Source organism: Yoonia sp. 72, assembly GCF_034652275.1.
Classification (GTDB): Bacteria; Pseudomonadota; Alphaproteobacteria; order Rhodobacterales; family Rhodobacteraceae; genus Yoonia.
The window spans coordinates 749,194-768,683 of the sequence record NZ_JAXIWG010000001.1 but is presented as its reverse complement, the minus strand read 5'-3'; the positions used below and the strand labels follow the sequence as shown (position 1 = coordinate 768,683).

At 63.5% G+C, this 19,490-nt stretch carries 18 protein-coding genes; 14 read left to right on the top strand and 4 right to left on the bottom strand.

What is annotated here, in order from left to right; translation table 11 throughout:
- The 4 genes from VCK47_RS03985 to VCK47_RS03970 all read left to right on the top strand — a co-directional run bounded on the left by VCK47_RS03985 (nucleotide 1) and on the right by VCK47_RS03970 (nucleotide 5,002).
- On the top strand, nucleotides 1–1,107 hold the full coding sequence (locus VCK47_RS03985; RefSeq protein WP_322889423.1) for a sn-glycerol-3-phosphate ABC transporter ATP-binding protein UgpC: 1,107 nt from the start codon (nucleotides 1–3) through the stop codon (nucleotides 1,105–1,107).
- A 15-nt stretch (nucleotides 1,108–1,122) separates the two neighbouring features.
- Entirely contained in the window at nucleotides 1,123–2,379 is a 1,257-nt protein-coding gene (locus tag VCK47_RS03980) for an ABC transporter substrate-binding protein (RefSeq protein WP_322889422.1), read from the top strand.
- Between the two features lie 62 nt (nucleotides 2,380–2,441).
- Entirely contained in the window at nucleotides 2,442–3,917 is a 1,476-nt protein-coding gene (locus VCK47_RS03975) for a glycoside hydrolase family 28 protein (RefSeq protein ID WP_322889421.1), read from the top strand.
- On the top strand, nucleotides 3,911–5,002 hold the full coding sequence (locus tag VCK47_RS03970) for a glycoside hydrolase family 88/105 protein (RefSeq protein WP_322889420.1): 1,092 nt from the start codon (nucleotides 3,911–3,913) through the stop codon (nucleotides 5,000–5,002). Before VCK47_RS03975 ends, VCK47_RS03970 begins: the two co-directional genes overlap by 7 nt.
- A gap of 9 nt (nucleotides 5,003–5,011) precedes the next feature.
- Here the strand turns inward: VCK47_RS03970 and VCK47_RS03965 are convergent, their stop codons facing one another.
- Together VCK47_RS03965 and VCK47_RS03960 are read right to left on the bottom strand one after the other, a co-directional pair.
- Nucleotides 5,012–5,920 carry a sugar kinase gene (locus VCK47_RS03965; RefSeq protein ID WP_322889419.1) on the bottom strand — a complete coding sequence of 303 codons (909 nt, stop codon included), beginning with the start codon at nucleotides 5,918–5,920 and terminating at the stop codon, nucleotides 5,012–5,014.
- Nucleotides 5,917–6,621, bottom strand: coding sequence for a GntR family transcriptional regulator (locus tag VCK47_RS03960; protein WP_322889418.1), 705 nt, complete (start codon nucleotides 6,619–6,621; stop codon nucleotides 5,917–5,919). The genes VCK47_RS03965 and VCK47_RS03960 overlap by 4 nt, the downstream gene beginning before the upstream one ends.
- Before the next feature lie 134 nt (nucleotides 6,622–6,755).
- Between VCK47_RS03960 and uxaC the strand changes: the two genes are divergently transcribed.
- The 10 genes from uxaC to uxuA all read left to right on the top strand — a co-directional run bounded on the left by uxaC (nucleotide 6,756) and on the right by uxuA (nucleotide 17,170).
- Nucleotides 6,756–8,159: a glucuronate isomerase gene (uxaC, locus tag VCK47_RS03955; protein ID WP_322889417.1), complete on the top strand. Its 1,404-nt coding sequence runs from the start codon at nucleotides 6,756–6,758 to the stop codon at nucleotides 8,157–8,159.
- A gap of 26 nt (nucleotides 8,160–8,185) precedes the next feature.
- Complete coding sequence (locus tag VCK47_RS03950; RefSeq protein WP_416236643.1) at nucleotides 8,186–9,166, top strand: TRAP transporter substrate-binding protein; 981 nt, start codon at nucleotides 8,186–8,188, stop codon at nucleotides 9,164–9,166.
- 141 nt (nucleotides 9,167–9,307) lie between these two features.
- A complete protein-coding gene (locus VCK47_RS03945; RefSeq protein ID WP_322889416.1) occupies nucleotides 9,308–9,829 on the top strand; it encodes a TRAP transporter small permease in 522 nt (173 codons plus the stop codon).
- Nucleotides 9,830–9,832: 3 nt separating this feature from the next.
- Nucleotides 9,833–11,113: a TRAP transporter large permease gene (locus VCK47_RS03940; RefSeq protein ID WP_322889415.1), complete on the top strand. Its 1,281-nt coding sequence runs from the start codon at nucleotides 9,833–9,835 to the stop codon at nucleotides 11,111–11,113.
- A gap of 10 nt (nucleotides 11,114–11,123) precedes the next feature.
- A complete protein-coding gene (locus VCK47_RS03935; RefSeq protein WP_322889414.1) occupies nucleotides 11,124–11,432 on the top strand; it encodes a cupin domain-containing protein in 309 nt (102 codons plus the stop codon).
- Nucleotides 11,433–11,444: 12 nt separating this feature from the next.
- Entirely contained in the window at nucleotides 11,445–12,269 is an 825-nt protein-coding gene (gene kduI / locus VCK47_RS03930) for a 5-dehydro-4-deoxy-D-glucuronate isomerase (protein WP_322889413.1), read from the top strand.
- 17 nt (nucleotides 12,270–12,286) lie between these two features.
- On the top strand, nucleotides 12,287–13,009 hold the full coding sequence (kduD, locus tag VCK47_RS03925; RefSeq protein ID WP_322890018.1) for a 2-dehydro-3-deoxy-D-gluconate 5-dehydrogenase KduD: 723 nt from the start codon (nucleotides 12,287–12,289) through the stop codon (nucleotides 13,007–13,009).
- The gene (locus VCK47_RS03920) at nucleotides 12,987–14,441 is read left to right on the top strand and encodes a mannitol dehydrogenase family protein (protein WP_322889412.1); all 1,455 of its coding nucleotides are present in this window, start codon (nucleotides 12,987–12,989) and stop codon (nucleotides 14,439–14,441) included. The genes kduD and VCK47_RS03920 overlap by 23 nt, the downstream gene beginning before the upstream one ends.
- Entirely contained in the window at nucleotides 14,438–15,970 is a 1,533-nt protein-coding gene (locus VCK47_RS03915; protein ID WP_322889411.1) for an altronate dehydratase family protein, read from the top strand. Before VCK47_RS03920 ends, VCK47_RS03915 begins: the two co-directional genes overlap by 4 nt.
- 27 nt (nucleotides 15,971–15,997) lie before the next feature.
- On the top strand, nucleotides 15,998–17,170 hold the full coding sequence (uxuA, locus tag VCK47_RS03910; protein WP_322889410.1) for a mannonate dehydratase: 1,173 nt from the start codon (nucleotides 15,998–16,000) through the stop codon (nucleotides 17,168–17,170).
- 4 nt (nucleotides 17,171–17,174) lie between these two features.
- Here uxuA and VCK47_RS03905 read toward each other — a convergent pair whose 3' ends face one another.
- Both VCK47_RS03905 and VCK47_RS03900 read right to left on the bottom strand, forming a co-directional pair.
- A complete protein-coding gene (locus VCK47_RS03905) occupies nucleotides 17,175–18,050 on the bottom strand; it encodes a 2-oxo acid dehydrogenase subunit E2 (RefSeq protein WP_322889409.1) in 876 nt (291 codons plus the stop codon).
- Between the two features lie 10 nt (nucleotides 18,051–18,060).
- Nucleotides 18,061–19,485, bottom strand: a complete 1,425-nt coding sequence (locus tag VCK47_RS03900; RefSeq protein WP_322889408.1) for an NAD-dependent succinate-semialdehyde dehydrogenase — start codon at nucleotides 19,483–19,485, stop codon at nucleotides 18,061–18,063.
- Nucleotides 19,486–19,490 lie beyond the last annotated feature (5 nt).

The following is a 19,490-nucleotide window of genomic DNA, read 5'->3' as shown; positions in this document are numbered from 1 at the left end:
ATGGCCCGCCTGCAAATCAGAAACCTTGAAAAGATCTACGCCAATGCCTTCAAGGCGGTGCATGGCATCAACCTCGATGTCGACGACGGCGAGTTCATGGTCCTTGTCGGCCCGTCCGGTTGCGCCAAATCCACGACCTTGCGGATGATCGCGGGGCTGGAAAGCATCTCTGGCGGGGAGGTCGTGATCGGCGACCGCGTGGTCAACCGGCTGCAACCCGGCGAACGGGGCATCGCGATGGTGTTCCAGAACTATGCGCTTTACCCGCATATGAAGGTGCGCAAGAACCTGTCGTTCGGCCTGCGCCTGCAAGGGGCGTCCAAGGCCGAGATCGAACGCAAGACGATGGATGTCGCGCGTATTCTGGAGATCGAGGAACTGCTCGACCGGCTGCCCAAGCAGTTGTCGGGCGGTCAGGCGCAGCGCGTGGCCTTGGGGCGCGCGCTGATCAAGGAACCCCAAGTGTTCCTGTTCGACGAACCCCTGTCCAACCTCGACGCCAAGCTGCGCGCCTCGATGCGGGTGCGCATCACGGACCTGCACAAGCGGCTGAAACACGAAGGCATGTCCTCGACCGTGATCTACGTCACCCACGACCAGACCGAGGCGATGACCATGGGCGACCGGATCTGCGTGATGAAGGATGGCCACATCATGCAGGTGGCCGATCCCAAGACGCTTTATGACCGGCCTGCCAACGCCTTTGTCGCGGGGTTCATCGGCAGTCCCGAAATGAACCTGATCGCGGGGCGGCTTGCCGGGAACAGCTTTCACATCGGCGATCAGGCGCTGGCCTTGCCTGACGAACTGATGGCACGCCTGCGCGATCCGGCAGGCCATGTGACGCTGGGTATCCGCCCGCAGCATCTGCGGGTCGGGGCCGAGGCAGGACATGGGCTGAAGGCCCATGTCACTGGCGCGGAATTCATGGGTCACGAGGTGGTGCTGCACCTGTCGCTGGGTGCAGAGCGCCTCGTCGCGGTTCTGCCCGCTGCCGATTACGTCGATCTGGATCGCGGGACGGCGGTGACGCTGACCCTTGAGCCGGGCAAGGCGCATGTTTTTGACCAAAGCGGCGACAACATCTCGCTGCTGCAACATCACTAAGGGAGGAACGACCAAATGAAACTGATGACAACCACTATTCTAGCCGGTGTTCTGGCCACAAGCGCACAGGCCGAAACCCTGCGCATGTCATGGTGGGGCGGCGATGCGCGCCACGCCCAGACACAAGAGGCGCTGAACTACTGCGGGCCGAAACTGGGGCACGAAATTCAGGCTGAATTCACTGGCTGGTCGGGTCATCAGGAACGGATCACGACGCAGATCGCGGGCCGGACCGAGGCCGATATCATGCAGATCAACTGGCCGTGGCTGCCGCTGTTTTCGCGCGATGGCACGGGCTTTGTCGATCTGCGCGACCATGCCGACATCATCGATCTCAGCCAGTTCACCGAGGCACAGCTTGCCGGTGGCGAAATCAACGGTATGCTGAACGGGATTCCGGTCTCGACCACGGGGCGCGTCTATTTCTTCAACAAGACGGTCTTTGACAAGGCGGGCCTGCCCGTACCGCAGACATGGCAGGATGTCGTCGACGCAGCTCCCGTGTTCCGCGAACAGCTGGGCGAGGGGCATTATCCGTTCGAGGCATCCGGCCTGAACGCGATCTTTCTGGTGTCTATCGCCGTGACGCAGGCGACCGGCAAGGACATGATCGACCCCGAGACAATGACCGTCGCATGGACCGAAGAAGAGCTGCTGGAGGGCATCCGCTTTTACGAAGGTCTGGTCGAAGCAGGCGCGATCCGCAGCTGGCGCGATGTCGCGGGCGAGGGGAACATCGAATTGTTCGAAATGCGCCCATGGGCCGAAGGCCGGATTGGTGGCACGTTCGAATGGGATTCGGCCTATGCCAAATATGCCGATCCGCTGGGCGCTGAACAGGAATTGGTTCCGGTGCCGATGCTGACCATCGAAGGGGCCGTGACCGAAGGGACCTACAGCAAGCCGTCGATGCTGTTCTCGATCTCGCGTCATTCGGACCATCCCGAAGCCGCGGCAGAGATCATCAACTGTCTGCTGAACGATCCGACCGCGATCGAGATCCTGACCGATTCCCGTGGCGTGCCTGCCAGCAAGGTGGCTTTCGATCTGTTGCAGGAAGGTGATCTGATCAACCCTAACGTCGCCGCCGCCAATGCGTTGGTGCTGAACGGGTCCGGCCCGACCGTGTCGCCACTGAACGAACATCCCCGTGTGCGTGATGCCTTTGCCGACAACCTCGAAGGGGTGGCTTATGGCATCATCACCGCCGAAGAGGCCGCCGCCGAGATCATCAACAGCGTGAACCGCGCCTTGCGCGAATTCCGCTCCTGACCTCAATCGCCAAGGCGTGCGCGGTCGCGCGCGCCTTGACCCATACACACAACGTCAGTCCCATGACCCAGATCGAACTTTTGTCAGCCACGCCGCGCGCCGCGGCCCTGCGCTTGGCCGTGCCCGAGGCGCGCTATTTCCTGTCACAGCAACGCGATTGGTTTCTGCGCGGGCCGGGTTTCACGCGCAGCGGCACCACCGACCGCGCGGTGCTGGTGCTGCATGACCTGCCGCCTGCGACCCTGCTGCGGATCGAGATCGCAGGATCGGGTGCGCTGGATTTCACCACGCCGGCCTGTGCGGGTGTGCATGTGCTGGCAGATGCGGCCAGTGCGCAATCGGCTTTGGATGCTTTGCCTGATGGCGGAACGCTGATCGTGCCTGCGGGCGACTGGGTCGTCACACCTTTGCTGATCCCCTCGCACCGGCATCTTTATCTGGCCAAGGGCGCGCGGCTGATGGCACCCTCCAACCGTGACGCCTTTCCCATCCTGCGCGCCGAGGACGGCGGCAGCTGGGAAGGACTGCCCGACAGCTGTTACCGCGCGATCCTGACAGCGATCAACGCGACAGAGATCACGATCGCGGGCCCCGGTCTTGTCGATGGCGGCGGTGCGCGCGGCGATTGGTGGGACTGGCCCAAGGGCACCCGCAACGGCGCGCGCCGCGCAAGGCTGTTGCATCTTGTCGGGTGTTCGGATGTGACCGTGCTGGGCCCGACGCTGACCAATTCGCCCAGCTGGACGGTGCATCCCTACCGGTCGCGCAACCTTGCCTTTATCGGTCTCACGATTCAGAATCCGCCCGATAGCCCCAATACCGATGCGCTGAACCCCGAAAGCTGCCAGTCCGTCGTGATCGAAGGCGTCCAATTCTCGACGGGCGACGATTGCATCGCGATCAAGGCGGGCAAGCGCGACGACGATGGCGGCGGCGCGCATCTGTCGCCCACCAGCGACATCCGCATCCGGCATTGCCTAATGGCCGCAGGCCATGGCGGCGTCGTGATCGGGTCGGAAATGTCCGGCGACGTGCGCGACGTGCATATCAGCCAGTGCGAGATGATCGGCACCGACCGAGGTCTGCGCATCAAGTCGCGCCGCGGGCGTGGCGGTGTCGTCGAAAACATCCACATGAGTGATGTCGATTTCGCCGATGTCGGCACGGTGCTTGCGATCAACATGCATTATTTCTGCGATCACGACGGCCATTCAGACATGGTGCAATCGCGCAAGGCAGCCCCTGTCACGGCTCTGACCCCACGAATTCGCAATGTCACGATGGACCGGATCATCGCCCATGATGTGCGTATCGCCTTTGCCGCCTGTCTGGGATTGCCCGAAAGCCCGGTAACCGGCTTGCGGATCGGGCAGGTCGAGATCGGGTTCGCGACGGGCATCACCCCCGAAGTGCCGCTGATGGCCGATGGCCTGCTGCCCGTCGCAGGGGCGGGCCTGCTTGTCGCGCATTGCGATCTGCATAGCCTTGCCAGTCTGCCCCAAAGCCCGCTGCCGCAAAAGGACCTTGCCTCATGCTAAATTATTTCGACGCTTTCGCCGCCCACTATCAGCCTTACAAGGGCGGGGCATGGTGCTATGAGGATGGCTGCATCTACCGTGGTCTGGCTTTACTGCATGCGGCGACGGGCGAGGACCGCTGGCGCGCGCATCTGGAACGCATGGCCCGCGCGCAGGTCAGCCCCGACGGAGCGTTGCAAGGCTACCGGATCGACGAATACAACATCGACAACATTCTGGCCGGCCGGGTCCTGTTCGCGCTGGACCGCTGGTCCGGTGATCCGCGCTGGATGGTGGCGGCAGATCTTCTGGCGCGCCAGCTGGCTACCCATCCACGCACGCGCACCGGCAATTACTGGCACAAGCTGCGCTATCCGCATCAGGTCTGGCTGGATGGGCTTTACATGGCTCTGCCGTTTCAGATCGAATACGCGCAGCGCACCAATGACGCCTCGGGCGTGCAGGACGCGCTTGCGCAACTGCGCGGTGCCTTGGACCTGACGATCCGCGAGGACGGGCTTTATGCGCATGGGGCGGATGCCGAATGCGTGCAGGAATGGGCCGATCCAACGACCGGCCGGTCGCCCAGCGTCTGGGCGCGCGCCTTGGGCTGGCAGGCGATGGCCTTGGTCGATTGCGCCGAATTGGTGGGTATGACGGCCTTTGCACAGGCCGACCTTTTGCAGCCGACGCAGGCGCTTTTGGCGCAGCTCTGCCGGTTGCAGGCCGGGGATGGCGGCTGGTGGCAGGTCATCGACATGCCGGGACTGCCCGGCAATTACACCGAAACTTCGGCCACCGCGATGTTCGCCTATACCTTGGCAAGCGCGCGGGGGCTTGCGCTTGGCACCGACCAGATGGTGCAGGCGGAAAAGCGTGCCTTTGTCTTTCTGCAAAGCCGCCTCAAGACGGACAAAGGGCAGGTCCGGCTGACCGATATCTGCCATGTCGCAGGTCTGGGCGGCTTCGAGGGCGTCTATCGGGACGGCACCCCCGCATATTACCTGAGCGAGGCGCGGGTCAGCGACGATGCCAAAGGCACCGGCCCCCTTATGATGGCCCATGCGCGCCAGTTGCAGATGCAGGCCGCGCTGACCTTTGCCTGAGCGGACGGGTCAGTCGACCTGATCCAGCGCGACAAGCGCGCCGGTCTGCTGGATTACACCTGCGGCAATGGCGGCACCTGCGCGGCCGGCCTGTTCCAGATCGTCGTGTCGCAGGTAGCTGGCCAGAAATCCCGCGTTGAAACTGTCACCGGCTGCCGTCGTGTCCACCACCTTGGCCACAGGCGCCGGTGTCAGTGTCACCATGCGATCCGGTGTCGCCAAGATCATCTGGTCCGGCCCGTTCTTGACCACGACCACACCCGCCCCCGCATCGCGGTAGCGGCGCGCGGTTGCCTCAGGCGACGGATCACCGAACCAGCCCGCTTCGTCCTCGAACGACGGCAAAGCGATATCGCTCAGGGCTGCGGCCTGCATCACGGCATCGGTCATCGCCTTGCCGTCGGGCCAAAGACGCGGGCGCAGGTTGGGGTCAAAGGCGACCTTGCCACCCCCTTGCCGGAAGCTGCGCAGCACGTTGAGCAGGCGCGCACGGTCGTCGTCGGGCAGGATTGCGAGCGTGATCCCCGACAGATAGGCAAGATCCGCCCCCTGCAAGGCCGCGTGCAAGGGCGCGTCGCTGTCCAGCATCCGCCGCGCCGCACTTTGCCCGCGCCAGTAGCTGAAACTGCGTTCCCCGTTGTTCAGGCTGATCATGTAAAGCCCGACAGTGCTGTCGTCGCGCTGGATGATATGGCCGGTTTCCAGCCCCGCCGCGCGGATGAAGGCCAGCAGCTTTGCCGATATGTCGTCCTGCCCTGTGGCCGTGAAATAGGCGATGGCATCCGTGGCTGGCATCAGCTTGCGCAAATACCATGCCGTGTTCAGCGTATCACCTGCAAAGCCCGCGCGGTACAGATCGGCACCACCTGCGGGGGCCAGCTCGACCATAGCCTCGCCGATCGCGACAATCCGGGTCACGATGAAGGTTCGCTTTCGAACCAGGCGTGTTTTTCGGACCGGAGCCTTTCGATCAGATCGACGATGCGCGACAGATGCACCCGCATCGCGTCGGCCGCCGCCGCACCGTCGCGGCGCACCAGATGGTCAAAGATGTCGCGATGATCCTTGATCACCTGCGGCGAGGCAAAGCTGAGCGAGAGCATCCGCACGCGGTCCATATGGGCCTTGTTTTCGGTGATCAGGTCCCATGCGAAACCGACCTGCGACCGGCGACAGATTTCATGGTGGAATTCATCGTCAAGCCGGTGGAACAGGCGTTTGTCCTGTGCGGCATGGGCCTGTTCCTGCGCGACAAGCATGTCGGCCAATGCGGCGTGATCGACCTCGGTCAGGCGGGCAGCCGCAGTGCGCATGTTTTCCACCTCGATCGCGGTGCGGATATAGCGGGCGCGCAGCACGGCGGATTCCGAAATCAGGCTGACCGTCGTGGACCGCTGTGGCCGGATCACCAGAAACCCCAGTTTCGACAAACGGTAGAATGCGTCGCGCACGGGTTGGCGCGACACTTCCATCTGGCTGGCCACGTCGATTTCGGACAGTTTCGCGCCGGGCGGCAGTTCCAGCGACAGGATGCCTGCCTGCAATGTCTCGAATACCTGATCGGCGATGGAAGGCCGGTCAGGCGGGGTCAGGGCCCGCAGTGCCGATGAGGCTGCCATATGCGACGATCTCCCGCTTGTGCTTTCTTTGCGAGTTTAGCCGCAAAGAACCCGCGTTGACAAGGTTGGTAATCTAGAATATTAGTCTATCGGAGGCGGCGGGGAGGCTGCTTTCAGACCGGGGGGATCACTTTATGCTGCTGGACGACAACCGCCTTTTCCCTCTGGAATCGGGTGCGCGCGGATTGGCCCGTGCGCTTTACGACCAGATCAGCGGCCTGCCGATCATCAGTCCGCACGGCCATACCGATCCACGCTGGTTTGCCGAAAACACCGCCTTTGCCGATGCCGCGCAACTGTTTGTCACACCCGATCACTATGTGTTCCGGATGCTGTTTTCCCAAGGTGTCGATCTTGACGCGCTGGGCGTGCCGCGCGCCGATGGGGACGCCGCAGAAAAGGACGGGCGCGCGATCTGGCGGCTGTTTGCGCAAAACTTTCACCTTTTGCGCGGCACGCCGTCATGGATGTGGCTGACCCATGCTTTTGCCGAGGTGTTCGGCATCCACGACCGCCTGACCCCGCAGACTGCCGATGCGATCTATGACCGGATCACCGACAGCCTTGCGCAGCCCGCGTTCCGGCCCCGCGCCTTGTTCGAGCGGTTCAATATCGAGGTGCTGGCCACCACGGAAAGTGCGCTGGATGACCTGCGCTGGCACCGGATGATCCGCGACAGCGGCTGGCAGGGGCGGGTGATCACCGCCTATCGGCCTGATGCGGTGGTTGACCCCGAATTTGCCGGTTTTGTTGAAAACCTGCACAAATTGGGCGAACTGACCGGCGAGGATACGATGACATGGGCCGGATATCTGGCCGCACACCGTGCAAGGCGCGCCTATTTCATCGGCTTCGGGGCAACATCATCCGACCACGGCCATCCGACCGCGCGCACCGAAAACCTGTCCGCGCAGGACGCCGCCGCCTTGTACGATATCGTCAAGACCGGCCGCGCCAGCCCCGAACAGGCCGATGCGTTCCGCGGCCAGATGCTGACCGAAATGGCAAGGATGAGCGTGGATGACGGGCTGGTGCTGCAAATCCATGCCGGTGCATGGCGCAACCATTCCGCCCCGATGTTCGCAGCCTTCGGGCGCGACAAAGGTTTCGACATTCCGACGCGCACCGATTTCGTGCGCAATCTCAAGCCGTTGCTTGATGCCTATGGCACCGATCCGCGGTTGTCGGTCATCGTGTTCATGCTGGATGAAACGACACTGTCGCGCGAACTCGCCCCTTTGGCAGGCGTCTATCCCGCGCTGAAATTGGGGCCGCCGTGGTGGTTTTTCGACAGCCCCGAAGGGATGCGCCGGTTTCGTGAGCTGACGACCGAAACGGCGGGTTTTTACAACACCGTCGGGTTCAACGACGACACCCGCGCCTTTTGTTCGATCCCCGCCCGCCATGATGTCGCGCGGCGTGTGGATTGCGCCTATCTCGCCACGCTCTGCGCCAGCGGGCGCATGACCGAGGATGACGCATTCGAGGTCGCACATGACCTCGCATACCGGCTTGCCAAACAAGCCTATCGGCTCTGACAGGGCCACCAACGGGAGGAGAAACCATGACAATCACAAAGACACTGACAGCGGCACTGCTGGCCAGCGCGGCCTTCGTCGGGCAAGCGATGGCTTGCGAAATCACCTTGCGGTCGTCCGATACGCATCCGGACGGCTATCCCACGGTCGAGGCCGTCAAACATATGGGCGAATTGCTGCAGGAACGCTCGGGCGGGCGGATCTGCGTCGAGGTGTTCCATTCCGCGCAGCTGGGCGAGGAGCGCGACACGATCGAACAGACCCGCTTTGGCGTGATCGACATGAACCGCGTCAGCATGGGGCCGTTCAACAATCTTGTCGAACAGACCAAGGTCGTTTCCTTGCCCTTCATCTTCCGGTCGGTCGATCACATGCACCGCGTGATGGATGGCCCCATCGGCGAGGAAATCCTTGCCGCCTTCGAGCCGCATGACCTGATCGGTCTGGCCTATTACGACGGCGGATCGCGCAGTTTCTACAACAGCCAGCGCCCCATCGAATCCTTCGAGGATATGGCAGGTCTGAAAATGCGCGTCATGCAGTCCGACATCTTCGTGGACATGATGAGCGCGATGGGCGCAAGCGCCACGCCGCTGCCTTTCGGCGAGGTCTATTCCTCGATCCAGACTGGCGTCATCGACGGGGCGGAAAACAACTGGCCGTCGTTCGAATCCTCGGGGCATTATGAGGTTGCGGGCTATTACACGCTGAACGAACACCTGATCGTGCCCGAAGTGCTGGTCATGTCCAAGCAAAGCTGGGACGGTCTGTCCGCCGAGGATCAGGCACTTGTCCGTCAGGCGGCCCGCGATTCCGTGCCGGTGATGCGCGAGATGTGGGTCGAGCGCGAGCGTCAGTCGGAAGAACAGGTGCGCGCTGCCGGTGTGCAGATCATTACCGACATCGACAAGACCCCGTTCATCGAAGCGATGGTTCCTGTCTATGAAAAGCATGTGACCACCGACGAATTGCGTAATCTGGTCGAGCGGATTCAGGCGACCGAATAACGCGCAAGCAAGCAGACAAGGTTCCGGCACGGGCGCTGACCCGTTCGTGCCGGACAACAACAGGGCCGACAGGTGCGGCGCGGGCAGACAGGGTTTCCTCAGGATGGTCCATCATCACATCGCTTTCAGGGGGGCCGCGTCATGCAGCAACGGTTGCTAGGCGTCGCGGTCGTGCTTGGCCTTTTGGCGCGGCTTGCGCTGTGGGTCGCGGGCATTGCGCTGGTGGCGATGACGGCGCTGGTCGCCGCACAGGTCTTTGCGCGGTATGTGGTCGGGTCGCCGTTGACGTGGACCGAACCGATGTCGATCCTGCTGATGGGCTGGTTCATCCTGCTTGGCGCGGCTGTCGGCACCCGCGAAGGCTATCATCTCAGCTTTGACGTGCTGCTGATGGTTCTTCCGCAGCGCATCGTATTGGTCCTGCATTCGGTGTCCGATGTCGTCGTCGGCGGTTTCGGAGCGGGGATGGCCTGGTACGGTTTCGAACTTGTGTCCCGGACATGGACAGCGGGGATGCCCACGTTGGGCCTGCCCGGGGGTGTCGCCTTCATCCCCCTGACGCTGAGCGGTGTGCTGATCGTGATTTTTTCCGCCGAAAGGCTGGCGCGCCGCGCGGCGGGGCTCAAGACCGCGCGTTTCGGCGATGAAGTGACAGAGGAATAGACGATGGAACTTTACGTCCTGTTTGGCACATTCGTCTTTCTTTTGCTGATCGGCACGCCGGTCGCCTTTTGTCTGGGTGTGTCGTCTTTCGCCACGGTCGTCTATATGGGGCTGCCGCCGCTAGTGGTGTTCCAGCGGCTCAATTCCGGCATTTCGGTCTTTGCGCTGATGGCGATCCCGTTCTTCATCTATGCGGGCGATCTGATGGTGCGCGGGGATATCGCGCGTCGGCTCGTGGCGCTGGCGGGCGCGCTAATCGGACATCTGCGCGGCGGGCTGGGGCAGGTGAATATCGTAGCTTCCGTCATGTTTGGCGGCATTTCGGGGTCGGCGGCGGCCGATGCATCTGCCGTGGGCGGCCTGATGGTGCCGCAGATGAAGGAACGTGGCTATGGCGCTGATTATGCTGTGAATATCACGGTCGTTTCATCTATCATCGCGTTGATGTTGCCGCCGTCGCATAACCTGATCATCTATTCGATCTCTGCGGGCGGGCGCTTGTCCATCGCGGATCTGTTCACGGCGGGGATCATTCCGGGCCTGCTGCTGGCGCTGTCGCTGATGGTGGCAGCATGGATCGTGGCACGCAAGCGCGGCTACCCGACCGAGCCTTTCCCCGGTCTGCGGATGGTCGGGGTGCTGCTGGTGGCGGCACTGCCGGGGCTGATCCTTGTAGCGATCATCTTTGGCGGGGTCCGGTCGGGGGTGTTCACCGCATCCGAAAGCTCCAACATCGCGGTTGTCTATGCGCTGTTCATCACGATCTTTGTCTATCGGTCCCTGCCGTGGAGCGAGTTTGTCGCCGCCACCATGGGGGCCGTGCGCACGACCGCAATGGTGCTGCTGGTCATCGGCTGTGCGGCGTCCTTTGCGTGGCTTCTAGCCTATCTGCAGGTGCCTGCGGCCATCGTGACCTTTATGCAGGGTGTGTCGGACAACCCGATCCTGATCTTGCTGATGATCAATCTCGCGCTCTTGGTGCTGGGTACTTTCATGGACATGTCGCCGCTGATCGTCATCACTACGCCGATCTTTCTGCCGGTGGCGCAGGCGTTCGGTGTCGATCCGGTGCATTTCGGGATCATCATGATCCTGAACCTTGGCATCGGCCTGTGCACACCGCCTGTGGGGGCCGTGCTGTTTGTGGGCTGTGCCGTTGGCCGGATCTCGATCTGGGACGCGGTGCGCACGATCTGGCCGTTCTATCTGGCGGCTTTCGTCACGCTGATGCTGGTCACCTATATCCCCGCGCTGTCGCTCTGGCTGCCCGCGCTGTTCCGCTGAAGGAAAGACGATGCCCTATCCCGTGATCCCGACAGGCGCAGACGTGACCCGACAGGTGCTGGCCGATGCGCCCGATCTGATGGTGGTCGCCTTCCGTTTTGCCAAGGCCGGTGCCACGGGCGCGCTGCACCGGCACCCGCATGTGCAGGCCACATATGTCGCCTCTGGCCGGTTCCGGTTCACGATCGACGACAGGGTGACCGAGGTTGGCCCCGGCGACAGTTTCATCATCCCGTCGGATGCGTTGCACGGGGTCGTCTGTCTTGACCCCGGCGCGCTGATCGACAGCTTCACCCCCCGCCGCGACGATTTTCTGTAAAGGACCTAGCCCATGCTGCATGTCGAGACCCGCCACGCCATCCACCAAGACCACGCGAAAGGCATGGATACGGCCACGCTGCGCCAGCACTTCCTGACCTCGGATATGTTCCTGCAAGGCCAGATCCGGCTGGTCTATACCCACTACGACCGTTTCGTCATGGGTGGTGCCGTGCCGGATGGCAGTGATCTGACACTGGATCATGTCGATGAAACCCGCACGCCGTCGTTTCTGGACCGCCGCGAGATGGGCATCGTCAATATCGGCGAGACGGGCACCGTCACCGCCGCTGGCCAGACCCATGCGATGAACAAAGGCGATGTGCTTTATCTGGGCATGGGCGCTGGTCCCGTGACCTTTGGCGGGCAGGGGCGGTTCTACATTACCTCGGCACCGGCGCACCGGACCTGTCCGACCCGCCTGATCACCGTGGATGACGCGGTCGAGGTCAATCTGGGCGCGACCGAAACATCCAACAAGCGCACGATCCGCCAGTTCATCCATCCGCTGGTGATGGAAAGTTGCCAGCTGGTGCTGGGCTATACCACATTGCTCGACGGGTCGGTCTGGAACACGATGCCCGCCCATGTCCATGACCGCCGGATGGAGGCCTACCTTTACTTCGGCATGACGCCCGAGGCGCGCGTGCTGCACTTGATGGGCGCTCCGACCGAGACCCGCCACCTGTTCATCGCCAATGAACAGGGCGCGCTGTCGCCGCCTTGGTCGATCCATGCGGGGGCGGGGATCGGGTCCTACACCTTCATCTGGGCGATGGCGGGCGACAATATCGACTACAAAGATATGGACATGCTGCCCGCCGAGGCCCTGCTGTGACCGGGGCGTTTTCCCTGATGGGCCGACGCGCGCTGGTAACGGGGGCCAATACCGGCATCGGGCAGGCCATCGCAGTGGGGCTGGCGCAGGCGGGGGCCGAGGTTGTCTGCGCAGGCCGCCGCTCCTGTGACGAAACCGAAGCGCTGATCGCGGCCGCAGGCGGCAACGCGTCGTCGGTGCTGGTCGATTTCACCGATCCGATGGCGGGCCAAGGCCTGTTCGCGGGCCAAGGCTATGACATCCTGATCAACAATGCGGGCATCATCCGCCGCGCCGATGCGGTCGATTTTTCCGAAGATGACTGGGACGCGGTGATGGACGTCAACCTCAAGGCGCTGTTTTTCACCACCCAAGCCTTTGCGCGCGACCTGTTGGCACGCAAGGCGACGGGCAGGGTGGTCAACATCGCCTCGCTTTTGTCGTTTCAGGGGGGCATCCGCGTGCCGTCCTATACCGCGTCCAAACACGGGGTCGCAGGGCTGACCAAGCTGTTGGCCAATGAATGGGCCGCCAAGGGCATCAACGTGAATGCCGTCGCCCCCGGCTATATCGCAACCAACAACACCGAGGCTTTGCGCACCGATCCCGACCGCAACAAGGCGATCCTTGACCGGATACCCGCCGGACGCTGGGGCGACCCTGCCGATATCGCGGGGGCGGCGGTCTATCTGTGCACGCCTGCTGCCGCTTATGTCCATGGTGCCGTTCTGAACGTCGATGGAGGCTGGCTTGCCCGTTGACCGTCTGACCCGCAGCAAAACCCCGCGCCCCGGTGTCGGCATCGTCCATCTGGGGCTGGGCGCGTTCTATCGTGCTTTTGGCGCGATCTATGTTGCCGAGGCGATGCGGGCCTCGGGCGGTGATTGGGGTGTGATCGGCGTATCGCTGCAAAGCCCCGGCACCCGCGATGCGCTGGCCCCGCAGGACTGGGCCTATACTTCTGTCACTTTGCGCCCCGCAGGCGAGGCCACGCAAGTCATCGAAGTGCTGGACCATGTGCTGGTCGCCCCTGAAGACCCCGCCGCCGTGTTACGCGCGATGGTGGACCCTGCCGTGCGGATCGTGTCGCTGACGGTGACCGAAAAGGGCTATTGCCATGCGCCCGTCAGCGGTGCGCTGAACCCCGATCATCCCGATATCGTGCATGATCTGGCCCATGATCTGCCGCGCTCTGCACCGGGCTATATCGTGCGCGCGCTGCAATTGCGGCGGATGGCGGGGCATGCGCCTTTTACCGTGCTGACCTGTGACAACCTGCCCGAAAACGGCAAGCTGGTGCGCGGTGTCGTGCTGGATTTGGCACGCCGGATTGATCCGGCATTGGCAGACTGGATCGCGCAACAGGGGCGGTTTCCGGCGACGATGGTGGACCGGATCACCCCTGCGACAACACAAGACGACATCGCGCGCGTGGCAAGCCTTACGGGCCGCCATGACGCCGCCCCTGTGCTGCACGAAGATTTCCGCCAATGGGCGATCGAGGATGATTTCGTCGGTGGCGCCCGCCCCGATTTCGCTGCCGCAGGGGCCGAACTTGTGGCGGATGTGACCGCGCATGAACATATGAAACTGCGCATGCTGAACGGCACCCATTCGGCGCTGGCCTATCTGGGCTATCTGGCGGGCCATGAAACGATTGCGCAAACCGTGGCGGACCCCGATTTTGCGGCTTTCGTGCGCGCCTTGTGGACGGATGAAATCGCACCTGTCGTCGAGGCCCCCGTGGGTGTCAGCCTGCCCGATTACGCGGATGCGCTTTTCGACCGTTACGCCAACCCCGCGATCCGGCACCGGACGTGGCAGATCGCGATGGATGGCAGCCAGAAACTGCCGCAGCGGATATTGGGCACGTTGGCCGCCAATCTGGAGGCGGGCCGCGCGGCACCCGGCCTCTGCCTCGCTGTGGCAGGCTGGATGCACTATGTGGCGGGCAAGGACGAACAGGGCGCAGCGATTGAGGTGAAAGACCCGCTTGCCGCCGAACTGCGCGCGATCTGCGATGCCGCGGACAGCGTGGCAGACAGGGTGCGCGGGTTGCTGGCGGTCAGGGCGGTGTTTCCCGCAACGCTCGCCGCGCGGATCGAGGGCCCTGTGGTCGCTGCCGCCGAAGACCTCGCGCGGCACGGGGCAAAGCGGGCGGTGGCCGCATTTGCGCAAAGTGTAGTGGCATGACACCCGCAGCACCGGTCCTGCGCCTGCACCCTTCGGACAATGTTGCGGTCCTGACGGCGCGCGCGGTGGCGGGCGCTGATCCGCTGGGGTGCGGCCAGCCGCTGCCTGCCTCCATCGCGGCGGGCCACAAGCTGGCTGCGCAGGCGATCCCGCAGGGGGCGTCGGTTCTGAAATTCGGGCAGGTGATCGGGCAGGCGACCGCCGATATCGCCTTGGGCGATCATGTGCATAGCCACAATTGCGCCTTTTCCGCCCATGATCAGGATTATGCGGTCGGTGCCGATCTGGCGGCGGCGCAGGCCTCTGTGCCGGTTTGCGCGCCCCGCAGCTTTGACGGCTACCGCCGCGCGGACGGGCGGGTCGGCACGCGCAATTATATCGCCATTCTCGCTACGGTGAATTGTTCAGCCACCGTCATCCGGCGTGCCGCTGCTGAAATCGAGGCCGAAGGCGGCTTGCGCGGTTACGCCAATATCGACGGGGTGATTGCGCTCGCGCATGGGACAGGGTGCGGCATGGCCGCCGCGGGGACAGGGTTCGATATCTTGGACCGCGTGCTCTGGGGGTATGCGACCCATCCCAATGTGGGCGCCGCCGTCTTTGTCGGGCTGGGCTGCGAGGTGATGCAGATCGCGCGGATGCGCGCCAAGGCGGGCGATGACGGCACCGACAGGTTCCATGCGCTGACCATTCAGGACAGCGGCGGCACCCGTGCCACGATCGACCGGATCAAGGCGCATGTGCTGTCGATCCTGCCGCAGGTCAATCAGGCGCGGCGCAGCCCCTGTCCTGTCGCAAGCCTGCGTATCGGGCTGCAATGCGGCGGGTCGGACGGGTTTTCTGCGATCACGGCCAATCCGGCACTCGGGGTGGCCTCGGACCTGCTGGTCGGGCTGGGTGGCACGGCGATCCTGTCGGAAACCCCCGAGATCTACGGCGCGGAACAATTGTTGCTGCGCCGCGCCAGCAGCGATGCGGTGGCACGCAAACTGATCGGCCAGTTGCGCTGGTGGGAAGACTACGCAGCCCAAGGCGGCGGGTCGATGGACAACAACCCGTCCCCCGGCAACAAGCAGGGCGGGATCACGACGATCCTTGAAAAATCCTTGGGCGCGGTGGCCAAGGCGGGCGCCACGCCGCTGACGGCGGTCTATGATTACGCCGAACAGGTGACCGCCCCCGGTTTCGTGTTCATGGATACCCCCGGCTATGACCCGGTGTCTGCCACCGGCCAGATCGCGGGGGGTGCGCAGATCATCGTCTTTACCACCGGGCGGGGGTCTGCCTTCGGGTCCAAACCTGCGCCGACGATCAAGCTCGCGACAAATGACCAGCTGTTCGCCAGCATGACGGACGACATGGATATGAACTGCGGCGATGTGGTGTCGCGTGGCGTCAGCCTGTCGCAAAAAGGCGCGGAGATCCTTGATCTGATCATCGCCACCGCCTCTGGCACGCCCAGCAAATCCGAGACGCTGGGGCTTGGCGATAACGAATTCCTGCCGTGGCAGATTGGCGCGGTGATGTAATGCAAAAGAACAAGACACAGGTGAGACATGCTTGAAACATGGCGGTGGTACGGGCAATTCGACGGGATCACCCTGCCCGAGGTCGCCCAGACAGGGGCGGCAGGCATCGTCACGGCGCTGCACGAAATCCCCTATGGCGAGGTCTGGCCGCGCGACGCCATCGCCGCGCGCAAGGCACAGATCATGGAGGCCGGTTTCGCATGGTCCGTCGTCGAAAGCCTGCCCGTACACGAGGATATCAAGCGCGGAACCGGCGATCTGCCACGGCTTTTCGCCAATTACCGCCAGTCTCTGGCCAATCTGGCCGCTGAAGGCGTGCAGGTGGTCTGCTACAATTTCATGCCTTTGCTGGACTGGACCCGCACCGAACTGGCCGCTCCCGTGGCGCGCGGCGGCACCTGCCTGCGGTTCTCGGCCGACCGCATGGCCGCGTTCGAGTTGCATATGCTGGGGCGCGCAGCCGCTGCGGATGATTACCCCGACGATGTCCGCGCCAAGGCCGCGGCCTGGTTCCAGCAGGCCAGCCAGCAGGATCGCGACGACCTGCTCAAGGCGATCATGTCCGGTCTGCCGGGGGCGTTCGACCGCTATGATATCGACGGGCTGCGGCGCGCGCTGCGGGCTTATGACGGGATCGACCGCACGGCCCTGCGCGCCAACTACCAGCGCTTTTTGTCCGAGGTGGTCCCTGCCGCCGCCGATCTTGGTATCCGCATGTGCGTACATCCCGACGATCCGCCGCGCGATATTCTGGGGCTGCCGCGGATCGTGTCGGATGGGGACGATCTAGAGTGGATCGCGCAGGCCTATGATGATCCGGCTAATGGCTTCACGCTGTGTTCAGGCTCGCTCGGGGCCAATCCTGCCAATGATGTGCCCGCGATCGCGCGGATGGTGGCCGCGCGTATCCATTTCGTGCATCTGCGCAACGTGCGCAAGTTTCCAGACGGCAGCTTTGAAGAAGCCGCCCATCTGGAAGGTGACACCGATATGGTCGCGCTGATCCGCGTGCTGCTGGACGAAGAGGCCCACCGCCGCGCGACAGGCCGCCCCGATCATCTGATCCCGTTCCGGCCGGACCACGGCCATGTGCTCTTGTCGGATTTCGACCGCGACCTTGTGCCTGGCTATCCGCTGATCGGGCGGCTGCGCGGGCTGGCCGAATTGCGCGGGGTCATGCACGCGCTGCAGGCGACATGACCCCCTAAAGCAGCATGTGCCGTGGATCGCCGAGCAGGGCGCAGTAATGCGCCATGAACCGCGCCGCATCCGCGCCGTTGATCACGCGGTGATCGTAAGACAAATCCAGCGGCACCATCGGCACCGGCTGCGGGGTGCCGCCATCCCAGACTGTGACGGTTTCGGTGCGCGTGATGCCAAGGATCGCGACCTCCGGCGGGTTCACGATGGGGGTAAAGGCGGTGCCGCCGATCCCGCCCAGATTGGTGATCGTCATCGACGCGCCGCCCATCTGGTCAGGCCCGATCTTGCGGGCCTGCGCGCGCGATGCGAGATCCGCGATTTGCGCCGCGATATCCCACAGGCCCTTGCGGTCCGCATCGCGGATCACCGGCACCATCAGCCCGTGCGGGGTATCCACCGCGATCCCGATATGGACGTAGTCCTTGAGGACCAGTGTCTGCCCGTCCGCCGACAGCGACGCGTTGAAGCGGGGAAACTTGCGCAAAGCCCGCGCAAGGGCGGCAACATGGAACGCCAGTGCGGTCAGCTTGACACCACGCGCTTGTGCCTGCGGTTTCAGGCTGGCGCGCAGCCCTTCAATGGCGCGGATATCGGCGCGGTCGTGGTGGGTCACGGCGGGGATCAACGATTGCGCCGCCGCCATGTTGCGGGCTGCGACTTGGGCAAAGCGGGACATCGGCTCGGTCGTGACCGGCCCGTATTGGCTGTGATCCACATTCCAATAGTCGGTGTCGCCAGCGGCGGGGGCAGGGGCCTTGGCGCTGATATCCTCTGGTCCGATGGTGGTGCGCCCCAGCTTTTTCGCCAGATCGTCGAGATCGACCTGTTGGTCACGGGCCATGCGGCGGGTCGAGGGGCTGGCGATAATCTCTGTCATTTCCTCACTCCTACCAACTTGCCGAAATATACTGTGTTTCCATGAATTCCAGCATGCCTTCATGCCCGCCTTCACGCCCCAGCCCCGATTGCTTGGTGCCGCCGAAAGGGGCGGCGGGGTCGCTGACAAGGCCGCGGTTCAGACCGACCATGCCGTAGTCAAGCCTTTCGCAGACCTGCAGGGCGCGTTTGAAATCACCCGAGAAAACATAGGCGACCAGCCCGTATTCGGTGGCATTGGCGCGCCGGATGACATCGTCCTGATCTGTGAAGGTCTGGATCGCGGCGACGGGTCCGAAGATTTCGTCATGCACGCAATCGGCGTCCTCTGACACGTTTGACAGGACAGTGGGCGGATAGAAATAGCCGGTGCCATCAGGCGTGACCCCGCCACATTCCACCTTTGCGCCCTTTGCCACGGCATCGGCGACGAAAGCGGCCACCTTGTCGCGGGTGTCGGCGTTGACCAAGGGGCCCACGTCGACGCTTGGATCGGTGCCGTCGCCGACTTTCAACGCGGCCATTCGCGCGGTCAATCGCTTGGTGAATTCGGCTGCGATGGTTTCATGCACGTAAATCCGGTTGGCGGCGGTGCAGGCCTCGCCCAGATTGCGCATCTTGGCTTGCATGGTGCCGTTGATCGCGGTGTCCATATCCGCATCGTCGAACACGATGACGGGGGCGTTGCCGCCCAGTTCCATCGCAGGTTTCAGCACCTGATCGGCGGCGGATTTCAAGAGCTTGCGGCCAACGCCGGTTGATCCGGTGAAACTGACCACCCGCACGCGCGGATCGTGCAGCAGGTGATCGACCAAAGCGCCCGTTTTGCGCGATGGCAGGACATTGACCAGCCCGGGCGGCACGCCTGCCTCTTCTAGCAGCGGCATCAGCGCGAGCATCGTCAGCGGCGTTTCGGAGGCTGGTTTGATGATGACGCCGCAGCCTGCGGCCAAGGCGGGTGCGATCTTGCGGGTGCCCATCGCGGCGGGATAGTTCCACGGCGTGATCAGCACGGCGAGGCCTGCCGGTTTATGCTGCACCATGATCCGCGCGCCCGATGCGGGGGCGTGGGTGATCATGCCGTCGGCGCGCACGGCTTCTTCCGCGAACCAGCGAAAGAATTCGGCGGCATAGGCGGCCTCGCCCTTGGCGTCGCTGCTGGCCTTACCGTTTTCCAGCGTGATCAGATGGGCGAATTCATCCAGCCGTGCGGTCATCAGCTCCCACGCTTTGCGCAAGACTTCGGACCGCGCGCGCGGGGTTCGGGCAGCCCATTCGGCCATCGCGGCCTCGGCTGCGTCCAGCGCCTTGTCCGCATCGGCAATATCGGCGCTGGCGACAGAGGCGATCACCTGTTCGGTCGCGGGATTGATGACGTCGAAACGGTCAGCGGTCTTGTGCCATGTGCCGTTGATGTAAAGATCGGTGTGGTCCATGTGTC

Bases quoted from the DNA above. Each gene is read 5' to 3' on its own strand.
- VCK47_RS03985 (WP_322889423.1), top strand. From the start codon at position 1: ATGGCCCGCCTGCAAATCAGAAACCTTGAAAAGATCTACGCCAATGCC.
- VCK47_RS03980 (WP_322889422.1), top strand. From the start codon at position 1,123: ATGAAACTGATGACAACCACTATTCTAGCCGGTGTTCTGGCCACAAGC.
- VCK47_RS03975 (WP_322889421.1), top strand. From the start codon at position 2,442: ATGACCCAGATCGAACTTTTGTCAGCCACGCCGCGCGCCGCGGCCCTG.
- VCK47_RS03970 (WP_322889420.1), top strand. From the start codon at position 3,911: ATGCTAAATTATTTCGACGCTTTCGCCGCCCACTATCAGCCTTACAAG.
- VCK47_RS03960 (WP_322889418.1), bottom strand. From the start codon at position 6,621: ATGGCAGCCTCATCGGCACTGCGGGCCCTGACCCCGCCTGACCGGCCT.
- uxaC (WP_322889417.1), top strand. From the start codon at position 6,756: ATGCTGCTGGACGACAACCGCCTTTTCCCTCTGGAATCGGGTGCGCGC.
- VCK47_RS03950 (WP_416236643.1), top strand. From the start codon at position 8,186: ATGACAATCACAAAGACACTGACAGCGGCACTGCTGGCCAGCGCGGCC.
- VCK47_RS03945 (WP_322889416.1), top strand. From the start codon at position 9,308: ATGCAGCAACGGTTGCTAGGCGTCGCGGTCGTGCTTGGCCTTTTGGCG.
- VCK47_RS03940 (WP_322889415.1), top strand. From the start codon at position 9,833: ATGGAACTTTACGTCCTGTTTGGCACATTCGTCTTTCTTTTGCTGATC.
- VCK47_RS03935 (WP_322889414.1), top strand. From the start codon at position 11,124: ATGCCCTATCCCGTGATCCCGACAGGCGCAGACGTGACCCGACAGGTG.
- kduI (WP_322889413.1), top strand. From the start codon at position 11,445: ATGCTGCATGTCGAGACCCGCCACGCCATCCACCAAGACCACGCGAAA.
- kduD (WP_322890018.1), top strand. From the start codon at position 12,287: ATGGGCCGACGCGCGCTGGTAACGGGGGCCAATACCGGCATCGGGCAG.
- VCK47_RS03920 (WP_322889412.1), top strand. From the start codon at position 12,987: ATGGAGGCTGGCTTGCCCGTTGACCGTCTGACCCGCAGCAAAACCCCG.
- VCK47_RS03915 (WP_322889411.1), top strand. From the start codon at position 14,438: ATGACACCCGCAGCACCGGTCCTGCGCCTGCACCCTTCGGACAATGTT.
- uxuA (WP_322889410.1), top strand. From the start codon at position 15,998: ATGCTTGAAACATGGCGGTGGTACGGGCAATTCGACGGGATCACCCTG.
- VCK47_RS03905 (WP_322889409.1), bottom strand. From the start codon at position 18,050: ATGACAGAGATTATCGCCAGCCCCTCGACCCGCCGCATGGCCCGTGAC.
- VCK47_RS03900 (WP_322889408.1), bottom strand. From the start codon at position 19,485: ATGGACCACACCGATCTTTACATCAACGGCACATGGCACAAGACCGCT.